14 protein-coding genes are annotated in these 15,636 nt (G+C 62.0%); 8 read left to right on the top strand and 6 right to left on the bottom strand.

Features of this window, described 5'->3' with window-relative positions; genetic code table 11:
• The first annotated feature begins 6 nt into the window (after positions 1-6).
• From HCR84_RS13215 to HCR84_RS13230, 4 genes are read left to right on the top strand one after another with little or no spacing between them, the layout of a single operon-like run.
• Positions 7-1,122 carry an asparagine synthase-related protein gene (locus HCR84_RS13215; RefSeq protein WP_166980304.1) on the top strand — a complete coding sequence of 372 codons (1,116 nt, stop codon included), beginning with the start codon at positions 7-9 and terminating at the stop codon, positions 1,120-1,122.
• Positions 1,112-1,570: a lasso peptide biosynthesis B2 protein gene (locus tag HCR84_RS13220; protein ID WP_166980303.1), complete on the top strand. Its 459-nt coding sequence runs from the start codon at positions 1,112-1,114 to the stop codon at positions 1,568-1,570. The genes HCR84_RS13215 and HCR84_RS13220 overlap by 11 nt, the downstream gene beginning before the upstream one ends.
• Positions 1,567-2,496 (top strand): hypothetical protein, encoded by a 930-nt coding sequence (locus HCR84_RS13225; protein WP_166980301.1) that lies wholly within the window; start codon positions 1,567-1,569, stop codon positions 2,494-2,496. Before HCR84_RS13220 ends, HCR84_RS13225 begins: the two co-directional genes overlap by 4 nt.
• Positions 2,493-3,686 carry a nucleotidyltransferase domain-containing protein gene (locus HCR84_RS13230; RefSeq protein ID WP_166980299.1) on the top strand — a complete coding sequence of 398 codons (1,194 nt, stop codon included), beginning with the start codon at positions 2,493-2,495 and terminating at the stop codon, positions 3,684-3,686. Before HCR84_RS13225 ends, HCR84_RS13230 begins: the two co-directional genes overlap by 4 nt.
• A gap of 18 nt (positions 3,687-3,704) precedes the next feature.
• On the opposite strand, the gene HCR84_RS13235 is transcribed toward HCR84_RS13230, so the two are convergent.
• The 5 genes from HCR84_RS13235 to HCR84_RS13255 form a co-directional block, all read right to left on the bottom strand.
• Positions 3,705-4,349, bottom strand: a complete 645-nt coding sequence (locus HCR84_RS13235) for a PIG-L deacetylase family protein (RefSeq protein WP_235940690.1) — start codon at positions 4,347-4,349, stop codon at positions 3,705-3,707.
• Positions 4,350-4,359: 10 nt separating this feature from the next.
• Positions 4,360-5,160, bottom strand: a complete 801-nt coding sequence (locus tag HCR84_RS13240) for a glycosyltransferase family protein (RefSeq protein ID WP_166980297.1) — start codon at positions 5,158-5,160, stop codon at positions 4,360-4,362.
• A 1-nt stretch (position 5,161) separates the two neighbouring features.
• A complete protein-coding gene (locus HCR84_RS13245) occupies positions 5,162-6,511 on the bottom strand; it encodes a glutamate-1-semialdehyde 2,1-aminomutase (protein ID WP_166980296.1) in 1,350 nt (449 codons plus the stop codon).
• 127 nt (positions 6,512-6,638) lie between these two features.
• Positions 6,639-6,896, bottom strand: coding sequence for a PqqD family protein (locus HCR84_RS13250; RefSeq protein ID WP_166980294.1), 258 nt, complete (start codon positions 6,894-6,896; stop codon positions 6,639-6,641).
• Positions 6,880-8,115 carry a glycosyltransferase family 4 protein gene (locus HCR84_RS13255; protein ID WP_166980292.1) on the bottom strand — a complete coding sequence of 412 codons (1,236 nt, stop codon included), beginning with the start codon at positions 8,113-8,115 and terminating at the stop codon, positions 6,880-6,882. The genes HCR84_RS13250 and HCR84_RS13255 overlap by 17 nt, the downstream gene beginning before the upstream one ends.
• Before the next feature lie 93 nt (positions 8,116-8,208).
• On the opposite strand from HCR84_RS13255, the gene HCR84_RS13260 reads away from it, so the two are divergent.
• Positions 8,209-9,351: a glycosyltransferase family 4 protein gene (locus HCR84_RS13260; RefSeq protein ID WP_166980290.1), complete on the top strand. Its 1,143-nt coding sequence runs from the start codon at positions 8,209-8,211 to the stop codon at positions 9,349-9,351.
• Between the two features lie 4 nt (positions 9,352-9,355).
• On the opposite strand, the gene HCR84_RS13265 is transcribed toward HCR84_RS13260, so the two are convergent.
• On the bottom strand, positions 9,356-10,897 hold the full coding sequence (locus HCR84_RS13265; RefSeq protein WP_166980289.1) for a lipopolysaccharide biosynthesis protein: 1,542 nt from the start codon (positions 10,895-10,897) through the stop codon (positions 9,356-9,358).
• 298 nt (positions 10,898-11,195) lie between these two features.
• Between HCR84_RS13265 and HCR84_RS13270 the strand changes: the two genes are divergently transcribed.
• Genes HCR84_RS13270 through HCR84_RS17760 form a run of 3 tightly spaced genes read left to right on the top strand, consistent with a single transcriptional unit; the run spans position 11,196 to position 15,540 of the window.
• The gene (locus HCR84_RS13270) at positions 11,196-13,145 is read left to right on the top strand and encodes a glycosyltransferase (protein WP_244972487.1); all 1,950 of its coding nucleotides are present in this window, start codon (positions 11,196-11,198) and stop codon (positions 13,143-13,145) included.
• Complete coding sequence (locus HCR84_RS13275) at positions 13,142-14,515, top strand: O-antigen ligase family protein (RefSeq protein ID WP_166980287.1); 1,374 nt, start codon at positions 13,142-13,144, stop codon at positions 14,513-14,515. The genes HCR84_RS13270 and HCR84_RS13275 overlap by 4 nt, the downstream gene beginning before the upstream one ends.
• On the top strand, positions 14,512-15,540 hold the full coding sequence (locus tag HCR84_RS17760; protein ID WP_166980285.1) for a glycosyltransferase family 4 protein: 1,029 nt from the start codon (positions 14,512-14,514) through the stop codon (positions 15,538-15,540). Before HCR84_RS13275 ends, HCR84_RS17760 begins: the two co-directional genes overlap by 4 nt.
• Positions 15,541-15,636 lie beyond the last annotated feature (96 nt).

Consider the following 15,636-nt stretch of genomic DNA (forward strand, 5'->3'; position numbering starts at 1 on the left):
CTCGGCATGCCTGAAGCGGCAACTCCGCCGCGTTCGGGGATCCCCCGGCGTGAGGGATCGGCCGAATCGCCGGTAGACGCGCTGAAAGCAATTATCGGTCCGCTGGTGTCGGGGCGAACCACGTACGTGCTCTTCTCTGGAGGTCGCGATTCATCCGCGGTTCTCGCTGTGGCGACGCGCGTCGCGCGAGAACTCGGGGCAGACGACCCGATCCCTCTCATTGGTCGGCACAACGACGCTCCCGACTCAAACGAGACTGAATGGCAAGATCTCGTGCTCTCACATCTGAAGCTGACACAGACGATAGTTCGACGGTTCACCGGAGAGCAGTCACTGCTCAGTTCGCGGAGCGAAGAGAGCCTCCGGAGCACTGGCCTCCTCTGGCCGCCGAGTTTGCATGTCCAGGCCGCATACGTGGACGATCTCCCTCTCGGCAACGTGCTCAGCGGCGAGGGGGGAGACTTCGTCATCGGCCCTCGGCGAATCTCGCGGACCGCAGATGCCATTCGTGCTCGGCGTCCACGCGAAACTCTGCGCGCAGCCTACGGCGCACTTGCCGTGTCCCGCTGGCGCCGCACAGCGGCCGACAACCTGCAGATAGCCTCGCCGTGGCTGACGCCAGAGGGCCGGACGATGCTCACTGATGTCATTCAGCGCATGACGCCAGAGCCGCTGAGCTGGTCTGCGGGCCTTCGGTCAATGAGTGAATCGCGCCCCGCGCGCATGGCAAACACAAACTTTCGCGGAGTCTTCGATGTCGCCGGTTTTCATTGCGAGAATCCGCTTGAGCACCCGAGATTCGTCTCGGCGCTCTCAGCCACGGCGCATTACTGGGGGCCGGGAAATCGGACTCAGATGATGCGCTCGCTGTTCGGGAATCTGTTGCCGGATCGTGTCTTGTCGCGGCAGACGAAGGCCTCATTCAACGACGTGCGCTGGACGCACAGAGAACGGGACTTCGCCCGAGAGTGGAGCGGCAACGGAGTCGATTCGCGGTTCATTGATCATGACAAGTTGCGTGACGCGTGGCTCTCGGACATTCCCCCCGTTCTTTCAGATGTGCATCTGCACGCGGCATGGCTCAGCGACAACAACATTCCGAGCGTGCCTCATGTCGCTTAGATATCGCGTGCGCACGGTGCTCGCGTATCCTCCGCGACGATGGGCAGATCTCGTCGAGGCCGTGGCCGTCGCGATTCGCGTCGAGTCCGCCCTGCGACGGGGCGGCGTCGCCCGGGCGGCCCGTGTCGGTCATGTGCACGTACTCATGGACGGCATTGCGGCACCGACTGCGCCCCTCGCGGAGGTAAACCTCACGCCGCGCGAACGGGAGAAGCTCGACACCGCTTGGCGTCTGCTTCGGCAGCCTCCGTTTAATGGCACCTGTCTTCGCCGGGCGATTGTCGGCGGCCACTTTCTGCGTGACCGCACCCCGATTCTGCGCATCGGAGTATCGAAAGAAAACGGAGTCGTTGCCGCTCACGCGTGGGTTGAAATCGACGGGGTCAGTCTCGACCCCGACGGCTCCGAGCGCTTTTCTGTGTTGACGGCGCCGACGAAGGGATCATGATGAGCCAGACCATGCTCTATGGGCTAGGAATCGAAACTGACTTCGACCTCCACGACGCCGGAGCGTCCGATCTCGAGAAGACGGACGTGCGGGTGCGAACCGGACCAGACCTTCAGACGAATGTGCCCCAGCCGTCGGGCGAACGACTCCTCGATTTCGAAACGAACGAGCCTTGGTACACGCTTGTCAGAACAGCACAGGGGGACTTGCACTTTCGGGTGCACGGCGTCTGCGACTATCTGATCTCATCCGATTTCAGAGACGTCGAGCTTCGCATGAATGCTGGCGTGGAACGTGGCATGGACGGCGTGATGACTGTGGGTGCTTTAGTGTCGCTCCTGTTATACCTCAAGGGCACCTCCGTGTTTCACGGCAGCGCCGTCGACGTAGGCGGGCGAGGCATTGCCTTCGTGGGGCACTCCGGGCAGGGCAAGACGACGATGGCGACGCTGTTCTGCGCTGAGGGGGCATCCGTCATCACCGACGACGTTCTCGTTGTCGACAGCGCCCAGATGCGCCCGCGCATTCGTCGAGGCTCACGCGAACTGCGACTCCGCTCAGGGATCGAGGAGCTCGCCGATCGAGCCGCGGGTGGCGCTTTTCGCGTGAGCGCAGATGCCCGTCGGGTGATCGCCCCGCGCCACTCCGACGCTGCAGACGTGCCGCTCCACGCCATTGTGGTTCCGACTCCGACGCGAGATGGCTCGCCCATGCGCTTCGAGCGACTCGGAGAAAAAGACGCACTTCTCGCCCTACTTGGCTTTCCGCGGCTCATGGGCTGGCGTGACCAGAGCGTGCTCTCACGCGTTTTCAAGGATGCCTCAGTGCTTGCCGCACGCGTTCCTGTACTTCTCGGTCATATTCCCTGGGGCCCCCCGTTTCCCGAGGGAATAACAACGGCGTTGCTCACCACGGTGGACGCATGAGCGTCAACCGTCTCGCTCTGGCAGCGTTGCTCGTCGAGAGCGCCGCGGGAACCAACTCCGGAGCGCCGATACGCGCGCACCTCGACGGACGTGAGCTGATGACCGCGGGGCGTATGCACCGCATTCTTCCCGCCCTGCGCCGGCGGGTTCTCGGCCTCCCCGAAGCAGCGGACTGGTTGCGCACTCTCGACGCCGTTCGCCACCAGCAGCTGATGCGGCAGATGCAGGCCGGCAACGACCTGCGGCATGTCGCCCGGGGTTTTGCAGATGCCGGAATTCTCTGGGCCGTGTCGAAGGGGCCCGTTCTCAGCGACGCAGTTTGGCCGCACGCGGATATGCGCGAGTTCACCGACGTTGACGTATTCGTGCATCCCGCTCACTTCGCTGCCGCACTGACCGTGCTCGAAGCATCCGGGTTCTCGCTTGTCGATCGCAACTGGCCAGAGATTCGACGGCTCGCTCGCGCCGAGGTCGCACTGGCCGGGCCCTCTGGGCTGCCCCTCGACCTGCACTGGGACATCTCTGTGACGCCGCGAGCGCGCAGCACCTTCCACATCGATCTGCCGACCATGCTGTCTCGCACACGCCACCTCGCTCTCGGTTCCGGAGTCACCGTGCCGGTCTTCGATCCGACCGATCTTCTCCTCCACGTCGCGTTCCATGCAGCGCAGAACGGGGCGAACCGGCTGATGTGGATCGCCGATGTCTTTCACTGCGCGCAGAGTGCGGCAATCGACTGGCCGCGCTTGACTGACGATGCACGGCGCGCACGCGTAGCCACGCCCGTAGCGATGGTCATCGAGCGGGCCGAGCGCACGTTCGGCGCCTCATTTGCCCTGACGCAACGACTGCGCCGCTGCGCCTCGGCATCGCCTTCTGGTCTCACCGCGCGGTACCGCGAGACATCGCACCCCTTTCCTGGTCTGCCCCATGACCGCGCCATCTCAGGGCTCGAGTTCTCGAGCGCACGCGACAGCGCGATTGCCTCTCTTGGGTCTGCCTTCTGGCAGTGGGCAGACGTGCGACGCATCGAAGCCCGTGAGCGCCGGAAGGGGGCCGGGGGCAACCCTCTCGACGAGAATATTCCGGATGCTGCAGCACGCCGCGGCTATCTGCACGACGTACTGGTTGCCACTCCCGCCGCATCGCAGAGCTTGTCGCCGCTCAGAGCAACTGGCCCGAGTGCGTAACCCACGCTGCTCGCGCTATTACGACAACACCTGGAGTGTGAGCTTGGCTGCGGAGAACGCCTCGGCATAGCGCGTGGCGGCCTCGGAGCCTCGGAGCCGCAACATGCTGAAAAAGAATTCGTCATCCCACCAGTCACGACCGCTCTGGCTCGGGAACGCCTCATTCAGCCGTGCGACTTTCTCTGCCGCGATGTCATCCGAAAGTGGAAGGTAGACGCTCGGGCGCCCTCGATCGCCGTCCCACTTGGGAATCTCGTAGTGCAGAAGAAGCGGACCGCGCCACACCGTGGAGGCCAGCGACCCAATCAGAGCATGGTCCTGGTGGGCGTCGTCTGCTCGAGGCGCAAAAACGATATCTGGAACGGGTGAGCTGTCGCGGAAGTCGTGCAGTGCATCCTTGACCGCTCCCCACATAGAGGGAAGCCGAGCGTCGACAAGCCCGGGCAGCAGAGGGTCCTGCGAGGCGCCGAAAAGCCGCGCTCCGTGTCGCGCCTCGGCACGGCGCTCTTCGGTTCCCGTCATCACAAGCGTGCGCACATCGACGCCCCCGCGTTTGGTCAGGCTTAGAAGCGTCCCACCACATCCGATCTCGATGTCGTCCGGGTGGGCCCCGACGGCGAGTACCACCAACGGACCAGTCGGCAACTGCAGGGGTGTGCTCACGTCTGCTCGACTACGAGACCAATTGCATGCTGGCAACCGGCTGTTTCCAGACTTCCCACGGGGCCTCGCCGCTCATGTGGAGTTCTTCGAGATACGCGCGCTCCTTGAGCGTGTCCATGCACGCCCAGAATCCCCGATACCGGTTTGCGGTGAACCGGCCATCGGCTGCCGCTCTGATGCACGCGTTCATCACGAGGTCGTCCCCGGGCTCTAAATAGTCGAAGATTCCCTGTCGCAGCACAAAGAAGCCACCGTTGATCCACATATCCATATCGGCGACAGCTTCAACTCCGGTCATCTTTCCCCCCGGATCAAAGCCGAGCACATGGAATGAGTCCTGGGGCGGTACGGCGAGAAGGCTGCCGACGCTCGACTCAGGAAGTGAACGGATAAGTCCGTTCAAGTCAACGTCCGAAAGCCCATCTCCGTAGTTCGCCAAGAACATTTCGTCTGTACCGAGAAATGGGCGAACCCGCCGAAGCCTCTCTCCGATCGCCGTTGACTGTCCCGTGTCAACGAATGTGATCGTCCAGTCAGAGATGTCGGTGTCCAACATCTCGATGGCCTGACCGCCATCAGACAATCGGAAATCATTCGACGCGGTTTCGCGGTAGGAGAGGAAGAAGTCTTTGATGGCCGTGGCGCCGTACCCGAGACACAGAATAAAATCAGTGTGACCGTGCGAGGCGTACCAGCGCATGATGTGCCACAGCATTGGCCGGTCACCGATCATCGTCATCGGCTTCGGCACCGATTGGTTGTCAGCACGGATGCGCATTCCCATGCCGCCGCAGAACAGCACGACCTTCATGTCAGACCTCCAGTCTTCGAGGGGCGGCGAACTCGCGGATCGCCGGTGCAACCGGGCGTCCTGAGAGATAGCCGTCTGTTGTTCCCGATTCAATCGCGCGTGCATACACTTCTGACGCACGTCGAAATGCCTCAATAGTGACGGCAATGTCGTCATCGCTGTGCGCTGCTGAGATCACCAGCGATTGGCAGAGCACACCATGGCGAAGAAGCTCCTGCAAAAGCAGAGTGCGGTACGGCTGAGATGGCTTGCCCGCGGCATCCAGGGTTCCGAATACGAGTGCCGATGGCCGCCCAAAGACACTGAGGTAATCGCTGACGCCGGCCTTTTCGATGACGTCGAGAAGTGCCATCTGCAGCTTCTGGCCCGCAGCCTCGATTTCGGCGACCACATCACGCTCGGTGTAAACGTCGGCAACAGCGAGGTAGGCCGCGAGCCCCGTCGTCTCGGCTCCGTGCGTATTTGAGAGCAGAAACACGCGAGACGCGTCGGTGTTGAGCCCACCGCGTTCCATCAGATCACGCTTACCCGCGAGCGCTGAGATGCTAAACCCGTTGCCGAGGGCCTTACCCCAGGTCGACAGGTCAGGGGTGACGCCGTACACGGCTTGCGCGCCAGCCGAAGACCATCGCATGCCGCAGATCATCTCGTCGAAAATCAGCACAGCTCCGTGGCCATCCGCCAGCTCGCGGACTCCCTCGAGGAACCCAGCCTGAGGCTCACGCGTTCCGGTCGCTGGCTCCAGCATAATTCCGGCGATCTGACCGGGGTGCTTCGCCAAAACATCCTTCAGCGAATCGAGATCATTGAAGTCGAACGACACAGTCAGCTCGCGTACGGCGTCAGGAATACCAGTGGGCATCGACGTCGTCCCGATGAACCAGTCGTCGACGGAGAAGAATGGCTGCGTGCGGCAGACGGCGATCAGGTCGCGACCCGTGGCCGCCCGGGCCAGCTTGACCGCTGCGGTCGTCACGTCGGAACCGTTCTTGGCGAACTTGACCATCTCTGCCGTCGGAACCATGTCCAGAAAACGTTCTGCTGCACGCAGCTCCCAGACGGACGGCCGCGTGAAGTTCACTCCGGAACTGGCGGCCTCGCACACTCGACGCACGATGGGGTCATAGCCGTGCCCAAGCGTGACTGATTTGAGGCCTGCACCGTATTCGACGAACCAGTTGCCGTCGACATCGAGAACGCGTGCTCCGTCGCCGCGAGCGATGATGGGAGCCATCAGCTCGGGGTATTGGTCTGAACCGCGAGCGTTCGTGTGAGCGCCTCCGGGAACCATCTCATGCAAGAACGCCTGAGCGCGGTTCGACAGGGCAAAACTCCGTTCCTGCTCGGGCATCTCGCCCCCTCTGTTCGTCAAATCTCACGGTATGCGAAACACTACCCGGGCACTCGAACATGAGCTACCCTCACTTAGGGGGACAGTGTCGGCCTGGGTTCAACCAGCCCGCTGCACCGCCAGCGCGTCAGTCCTCGAGCAGGAGCTTCTTCTCGCGAAGTCGTTGCACGAACGCCTGCGCATCGCGCTCGGCAATCATGGCGTCGATCCCATACTCCGCGGAGAGCGCGCTAACGAGATCAGCCATTGTGCGGTCTTCACGTAAAGACTTTGCCAGCAACGCTCCTGAGACGTTGGTGGTCAGGTACACGGACGACTCCATGTCGAGAATCACCAACTCGCCGTCAACGTCCTGCCAGGTCACTCCGTCAGTTCGCAACTTCATGTTTACTCCTTGTTCGTTGTGATGGTCTCTGTCGCCGTGCTTCGCTCCACGCCTGAGACACAACATCGGCCGTATGCGAGATCGCGTACCGATCACTCACGTCGGCGCGTGCTCGCTGAGCCCGCCGTATCGTCGCTTTTGGATCATCGAGAACGGCGACGATCGCCGACGCTAACGCCGCGGCGTTGTCGGGGCGCACGAGCACACCGAGATCTGTAAATCGCCATCCGACGTCCGGCTCGGCAGTTGTGACCGAGCCGGCATCCAAGATCTCAACGACCCCGCCAGACTCTGTCGCGATGACCGGTACCGAGGCGGCAATCGCTTCGACGACGATCTGACCGAACGGCTCTGGCATCGGAGAAGCGTGCACAAGGATGCTCAATCGCCCAATTTGGGCTGGCACGTCGCGCACCCAGCCGGTGAATTCCATCCGGTCTGCGACTGCCGATTCCCTGGCTCGTTCACGCACCGCAGCCTCGTAGTTTTGCTCGCCAAAGAGCGCTGTGCCGATCACGCGGTATGCGACATCGGGATGCGTCTGCGCAACGCGAATTGCTGCTTCGACGAAGATGTGCTGTCCCTTCGTCGGGCTTACGCGGCCGACGATGCCGACGACGCGTGGCGAGTCTGGAAGCATGGTGACAAATGCATCATCTGCGATCCCTGGATACGCGATAACGGCCCGGCGCCGTGCCCACCGCGGAATCGTTTCGAGGGTCGATCGAGAATTCACGATGATCTTGCGAGGCCCGAGGACAGCGATGGTTCGCATCATGATGAGAAGTCCCCTCGGCAGGTAGTCCGACGTGAGCCTGTCGTGTAGGTTCCACACCCAGGCTCGCCCAGAGATCGGAGCGGCCACTACAGCAAGGGCTGCCGACTTGAGCGAGTTCGCGACGACGAGATCTGCCCCGCTTTCTCGAATAGCGGAGCGGAGTCGCACGATGAAGTCGGCGGCAGCGGTGAGAAGTGAAAACACGTGCCGCACGTCTGAAAGTTGACCACGGGATGCTGTCGCCATGCGTGCGGACGCGAGACGAACGGTCGTCGGTACTCCGGCGACAGCGAGAGCATCTTCGAGAGGACCGTGTGCGAAGAGCAAAACGTGAACGTCGTCACCACGTTCACGGAGTCTCCGCACGAGTCTGACGAGCGCAAGCTCGGCGCCACCTTCCTGCGCAGTGTGACTCAGCACAAGTGTGCGACCCTGGCCCATGTGCCCTCCTTGTGGGCTCACACTAGCAATCGACTACGCACTATGGTTGTCCCCATTCGGGGCGCATGTCCCACACCAAGAAGGGCATCACCAATGAGGATCGCACTGGCGACGAGCTCATACGCGCCGCACGTGGGAGGGGTCGAAGAGCACGTACGCAACCTCGCTGATGTCTTGCGCCGAAGAGGTCATGAGATCGCTGTCTGGACCGTCGCTCGTGACGGCAAATTCTCTCAGCAGCAGCGCGACGGCGTTCAGGTTTGGAACCTTCCCGCCCCGCTTCCCGCCCGAACCCTTCGGGACGTTGCGCAGTTCGCCACCGCTGCGCCCCGAGCGTGGAGCCAGTGGAATCGGGCATTCCGAGCGCTGAAACCCGATGTTATTCACGTACATTGCTTTGGACCAAACGGAACGTATGCGAACGCACTTGCAGCACGACACCAAACGACACTGATGGTCAGTTCGCACGGCGAGACTCTTGCCGACGATGCGGGGGTCTTCGAGCACTCACGTCTGGCGCAGACGAGCTTGCGCTCGGCCGTCCACCGCTCCGCCATCGTCACCGGCTGTTCACGAGTCGTCCTCGCCGATTTGGAAGCACGCTTCGGTCTTGATTCTGACAAAGGATTTGTCGTTCCCAACGGCATTGACCTGCACGAAACAACCACCGCCGATACGAGCGCTTCAGTGCTCCCCGGAGTCACGGGGCGCTACGTCGCGGCCGTCGGACGTCTTCAGCGAGTGAAGGGCTTCGATCTGCTCGTTCACGCGTTTGCGCGCGCCCAGCTTGGCGCCGATGTGAGCTTGGTGATCGGCGGCGATGGCCCGGAGAGGACACGATTGCGAGAACTGGCAGTGCAGAACGGTATCGGTCACCAACTCGTGTTGCCCGGGCAGCTTTCTCGCGGACAGGTTGCGGAACTCCTGCGAAACGCCGCAGCCGTTGCCGTACCAAGTCGGTTCGAAGCATTCGGAATTGCCGCACTCGAGACATGGCGCGCCGAGACACCGCTCATCGTGACGAACCGGGGCGGGCCGCCTGAATTCGTCACACACGAGGTCGACGGTCTTCTCTGCGACCCGACTGCAATCGACACGTTCGCCGCGTTCATTGCCACAGTTCTCGACAACTCGTCATTTGCCAGGACTCTCGCGGAAAACGGCCGGCGCCGGGTTGAATCTTTTACATGGGATCACACGGCGAGCGCGTACGAAGCGCTCTACGCCCAATTCTGACCGCTCAGCGGCGAGTGAGCAGAGCAATGAAAGGGCGTGCGACGGACACGAGCAGGCGGGGCACACCGTCAAGGATCACGCGGGCGTCGTTCGCATCGATTCCTGTGCGACACAGGCGCAGCAGCGCAAGCACAGCCACCAGTCCAACGGCGCCGCAGACGAAGGCGGCGGCAATTGCTGGCAGCGGGGCAAACACGGCGATGCCCCACGAGACCCACGCTGCAGCGATCCCGCACGCGACGGGGGTCAACGTTCGCAACACTGCTCCATAGCGGATATCGAGAGCACGAGCTTCGCCTGCCAGCAGAACTATCATGCGCGTGAGCACACCAGCGATGTTCGCAAGCACCGCACCCCAAACCCCCAGGGGCGGTATCAGCAGGAACGCCGCCGCAACGTTGACTACCAGAGCGCCGACATTGACGACCAGAAGATGACGCGCAGATTGCCGAGCCAGAGTGAACGCCATGACCGGGGTGGACGCGACGGCGACACCACTGGCGCAGCCAAGCACGAGAACGGGTAAAGCCGCGCTGGAGAAGTCGGATCCGTAGAGCACGGGAACGAGAACGGCGATCGCGGGAATGCCGACGGCAATGAGCATGCTGCTGACTGTGGATGATGCGCGAAGCGTACGTGTGAATGCGCGCCCCATCGTCGCGCGATCGGTTGTTTCCGCCAGGCTCGACAACGCCGGGATGAGTGGACCGGTGAAGGCTCGAGCTGGTGCGAAGACATTGCCCGCCACTCCGAACGCAAGGGCGTAGATTCCGACGGCAGCCGGTGTGCTCAGCGCCTGGAGGAGGACAACCTCGGTGCGGGAGATAACCAGTTGGGCAATGAGCAGCGAGATTCCCGTCGGTATCGCAAATGCCCAGAAGCCTGAAGGGAAGCGCCGCGGAAGCTTGGGTCGAAGTACCGCCCGACGATAGCTTGCTCTCAGAGGAATCAGCGCAAGACCAGTAGCGAGGCCGGCGGCAGCTATGCGCGTCGCCCAGACTGCATCCGCCTCTCTCATGATCAGCACGGTGATGACGACGGCGACCTGAATCGCGAGGTTGCTCACCATAGCAATCTTCGCATCGGACGCCGTCTTGTTCTCGATTGCCAACCCGGAGGATGCCTCACCGAAGTAGCCAGGGAGCAGAACGCCGAACACAATGGCAATCACCATGAGCGGCGTTGGAACGTCGACGACGAAAAGCATGGCGATAACGAGCAGTGGTGCAAAGAACACCAATCGGAAACCCTGCGAGATTGCCAGGAGGTGCTCCACCTCCCCGTAGCGTGATGTGGCATGCCGACGGGCCCCGAACTGCACGAGCGCGGTGCCCAGACCGGCGGTGAGCACTGCCGTCACGATCTCCATCACGGTCGTGAGATACGCGAGGCGTCCGAAATCCACGACACCGAGCACTCGCGCGACGATGAGAGTTCCGATGAAGGCCACTGGAATCGATACAACTGTGTGGATGAGAGTCCAGCTCACCCCCTGCACGGCGCGCCTCTGAATATCGCCGCGACCAAGCGAGTTGCTGTCGTCCACCGAATCTCCTGTCCGCAGGTACTAGAACACACAACTGAGACATGCTCATGTCATGATGGGCAGTGTCCCACGTTGAGGGCATGCGGCGTCAGTGGGAAGCTCAAAGATAACCCCGAACTGGGGCATGTGAGCATTACTCAGCTTAGCCGTAGCATGTGCATATGCCCGCTCCCGTGACTCGTGAACGCTCTCGCTGCGCTGAGCGCCACATGATGGCGGCCAGCAACCCCGACCAGCCGACTCCGAAGACGCGTCGGATGTGCGGCAACACCGCGCACAATCGGATCGGCGAAAAACGATGAAGATCCTCAGAATCGCCCATCACGGGGTTGTCCAGGCGTGGCGCGAACGCGAGCGTCAGCTGCGTGATCTCGGCTCCGACGTGACGATGCTCTCGGCACGACGATGGAACGAAGGCGGCCGTCGGATCACGCTTGATTCCACGCCTGACACGTTCGTGACGGGCGTGCGGACGTTCGGTCGACACCCGAACGCATTTCTCTACGATCCTGTGCCGCTCTGGCGCGCACTCAGGGAGAACCCCGACGTCATCGACCTGCACGAGGAGCCGTTCTCACTTGCGACAGCCGAGGTTCTGCTGCTTCGGGCAATGCGGCGAATGACGACGCCATTCGTTTTCTATTCGGCGCAGAACATCGAGAAACGCTACCCTGTCCCGTTCCGATGGTTCGAGTCATACGCTCTGAGGAATGCTGCCGGCGCCTATGCGTGCAACAGCGATGCGGCCGCGATTTTGAGCCGCAAGGGATTACGGGGGATATCTCGGGTGATTCCGCTCGGCGTCGACACCACGCGATTCGCCCCAGATGATCGCTCCACGCCGTCGTCGCGCCCCGTCATCGGATATGTTGGACGGCTCGAATCCCACAAAGGGTGCGACGTGCTGCTTCACGCAGCGAGAGCGAATCCCTCGTGGGATGTCCGAATCACAGGCGAGGGCAGCGCCTACACTGATCTCGTCGCACTGACAGACTCACTGGGCATCGCCGACCGAGTGTCGTTTCTCGGCTTTGCAGAGGACGCGCAGCTCGCCACACGCTTCCAAGACCTTGACGTGCTCGCTGTCCCTTCGTTAGAGACGCCTCGCTGGCGTGAGCAGTTCTGCCGTTCCGCCGTCGAGTCGATGGCATCAGGTGTACCGGTCGTCGCCAGTCGGAGCGGTGCTTTACCTGACGTCGTCGGGGACGCCGGAATTCTCACTGATCCAGGAGACCCCGATGCGCTGAGCGACGGCATTGCGCGCGCACTCGAGCCGTCGACATGGACCTCTCTGCGGATCCGCGGCCTCGAACGAGCTCGGACACTTACCTGGCCGCATATCGCCATGCAGCTCCGCGACCTCTATCGCGACGCCGTGAGTGAGAACGACATCGGCAGGGATATCGTCCCCCACATCATCATCGTCGCATATGGGCCGCCCGATCTGCTCGAGGTCGCGCTCCGAAACCTCGGCGGCACGTTCCCCGTCACGATCGTCGACAACTCTTCGTCCTTAGAGACCCAGCACGTCGCTAACGCGCATCACGCGACGTACCTCGATCCGGGCAAGAATCTCGGCTTCGGCGCGGGTGTCAATGTCGCCCTCCGTTGGCTCGCTGACAACGGAATGGACTCCAACGACGTCCTCCTGCTGAATCCAGATGCACAGATCAGCGCCAAGGGCATCGCAACGATGCACGCAGATCTGCATGCGCGCCCTCGGATTGCTGCAGTCGGTGCCACGCAGGTCGACCCGGCAAACGGAAACACGGCTCGAGTATGGTGGCCATTCCCGCATCCAGCCCGAGCGTGGCTCGAGGCGATCGGTCTCAGCTCGGTCAATCGTGCACGCGGTTTCGCCATTGGATCGATCCTCCTACTGCGCGCCGAAGCAATAAAGGCCGTCGGTCGCTTTGACGAGCGATTCTTCCTCTATGCCGAAGAAGTTGACTGGCAGAAGCGCGCGGTCGACAGCGGCTGGTCAATTGCTGTCTCCTCTGTCGACGCAATGCACATCGGAGGTGCCACGAGTGAAGATGGGAGCCTCCGCGAGCAGTACTTCCACGCGAGCGCCGAACTGTACATCCGGAAGCACTTCGGAAACGCGGGGTGGCAGATCTATCGGAGTGCGATGATCGCTGGTGCGTTCGCCCGCTCAATTCTCCTCTCCACATCTCGACGACGTTCGGCTGCTGCACGACTCCTCCTATACCTGAACGGTCCGGTTCGAGCGTTGGAGCTCTCATGAACCATAAGACGGTTCCAGAATTGCGATGGCTGAAGCCCCGCGACGTCGCACTCGGGCGCGTTGCGGCAGTGTCGATTCCGGCGGCGCTCGTCGCAGCGGTCATCGGCGTCCTTGCCACTCAGGACCCAATGTGGGCTCTGATCGCAGCCGGTGTGGTGCTTGCCTGCGGCATTGTCGTCTACGACCCCATGGTGATCGTGTCCCTCGCCGTTCCGGCGACTCTCGTCCTTGTGCGTGTCGGCGGCGTTCTGAGCGTGTCTGATCTTGTGCTCGCTGCCGCTACGGCCGTCGCTATCGTAATGATTCGTCCGCGCGGGCTTTCGTCGATGCAGTCGCTGCTCTGGGCGGGGGCAGCGTACAGCGCCGCATCGATACCCACGCTGATTTTGAATGTCTACTCGGAGAACGCCATTGAGTGGGCTCATGAACTTGTGCTCGTGCTCGGCAGCATCATCGTCGGTTTCGCCATCGGTCGTACGGGACGCACCGGGTTTGCAATCGGCAGCTACATCGCAGGATGTCTGGTGATCTCTGTCTGGGCAGTGGGTAAGTTCATTGTCTTGTTCGCCATGACGGGCGAGGCCATGGAGATCTATCTTCCTCAGCTTCACAAAAACACGATCGGAGGCATGGTCAGCGCGGCAATCGTGATCGTCTACGCGCGACCACCCTGGCTCCGGCTTAATCCAGTGCCCTATTGGTCGACCCTCACCGTGCTTGCCGCTGGCCTTGCCGTCTCGCAGTCGCGTCAGGGGATGATCGCTGCCGTCGCTGGGCTCATACTCATCAGCCTGCGACGCCGTCCCGAGACAGGACGACGGCCGAAGCTCATCTGGATCGCCGCCATTCCCGTGCTGGTCTTCGCACTCTCAATGCTTGAGACACAGCTGGAAAGCGATAATCAATTCAACTCGGCTTACCAGCGCCTGACGTGGTATCAGGATTCCATCGATATCTGGTTGTCCTCGCCCATATTCGGCGTCGGACTGCGCTGGTGGTACACGTCCCGTTTCGGCGATGGATTTCAACCGCCCAACGCGGAGCTTGAAGTACTGACATCAGTTGGCGTCGTCGGCCTTCTCGCCTTTATCGCACTCTTCGCCGTCGCACTCGTTGCGCTTTGGCGTCTCGACCCCGCGTATGGAACCGTGGGCGCTGCCGTTGTTCTCACCCGCCTCACGCAGTCGCAGCTTGACCTTTACTGGGTCGCTGGCCAGGCCTCGCTGCTCTGGATCATTGCGGGAGTCGCATACGGCACCCTCGTGAAAGCCCGCGAGCTGCATCCCGATTCAGCCTTGCCAACGACCAGCCCTCGAGCCGTCTCGGCGGCCACAGGACTGCAACGGCACGTGCGAACGGAGTTGGAATGAATACACGCTACCGGCACGTAGTGCATCTCACCTGCTCGGATGCATTCGCCGGAGTCGAACGCTACGTGAGCATGCTCGGCCTGCATCAGGCGGACCAAGGCTGGCGTGTGACGGTGATCGGGGGCGCTCCTGCACAAATGCGACAAGCGCTCGATGGTTCTGACGTACGCTTTGTACCCGCCACCACGCTCCGATCGGGTCGGTCTGCGCTTCGGTCCGTTCCGTCGGCCGACATCGTAAACACGCACATGTCCAACGCTGACTTCGCGGGAATCATGGCATCGACAAACTCGCGTTCTCGCATTGTGAGCACTCGGCACTTTGCCGCGCCACGTGGTCGCACACCAATCGTGCGTGCTGCTTTTCGCCTTGCTCGGCGCCAATTTGCAGCGCAGATCGCCATATCGAACTTCGTCGCCGCAACAATCGGGGAACCAAGCAGCGTCGTACACACAGGGGTAACGGACTCCGCGTTGGGCACCTGCGAACAACGCACCGTACTCATCGCGCAGCGTCTCGAACCGGAGAAGGAAACTCACGTGGCCCTTGCTGCCTGGGCTGCCTCTCGCGCATCTCTCAAAGGGTGGGAACTACACATCGCCGGAGAGGGAAGCGAGCGCGAACGACTGGAACAGCTTGCCGGCGACTTGGGCGTCTCCGCTTCCGTGCGCTTTCTCGGCCACCAACACGACGTCCGGAGACTCATGGCCAAGGCGGGGTTGTTCCTCGCTCCTACTTCCAGAGAGGGCCTCGGATTATCGGTGTTAGAAGCGATGGCATGCGGTCTTCCCGTGATCGCTTCAGCGTCCGGTGGTCACGTAGAGACGATCGGGAAAGTCGATGGGGCACTGCTCTTCCCCCCCGGAGATGCGGAGGCCGCCGCCCGTCAGCTCAACGTCGCACTGAGCAACGACGATGAGCGACGAAACTATGGCATCAGAGCGCAACGCCTGCAACGTGACAGTTTCACCGTGCGTGCACAGGCGAAAGCCACACTTGCAATCTACGAACGGTGCCTGTCATGAACAATCCATTAAGCGCACCACAGTCAACAACGGCACCCCGCGCGCTCGGCGCCCGTCGGAGCTCACGTTCAACACCTCGTCACGCGACATCGGCAA

Source organism: Paramicrobacterium fandaimingii, from assembly GCF_011751745.2.
GTDB lineage: Bacteria > Actinomycetota > Actinomycetes > Actinomycetales > Microbacteriaceae > Paramicrobacterium > Paramicrobacterium fandaimingii.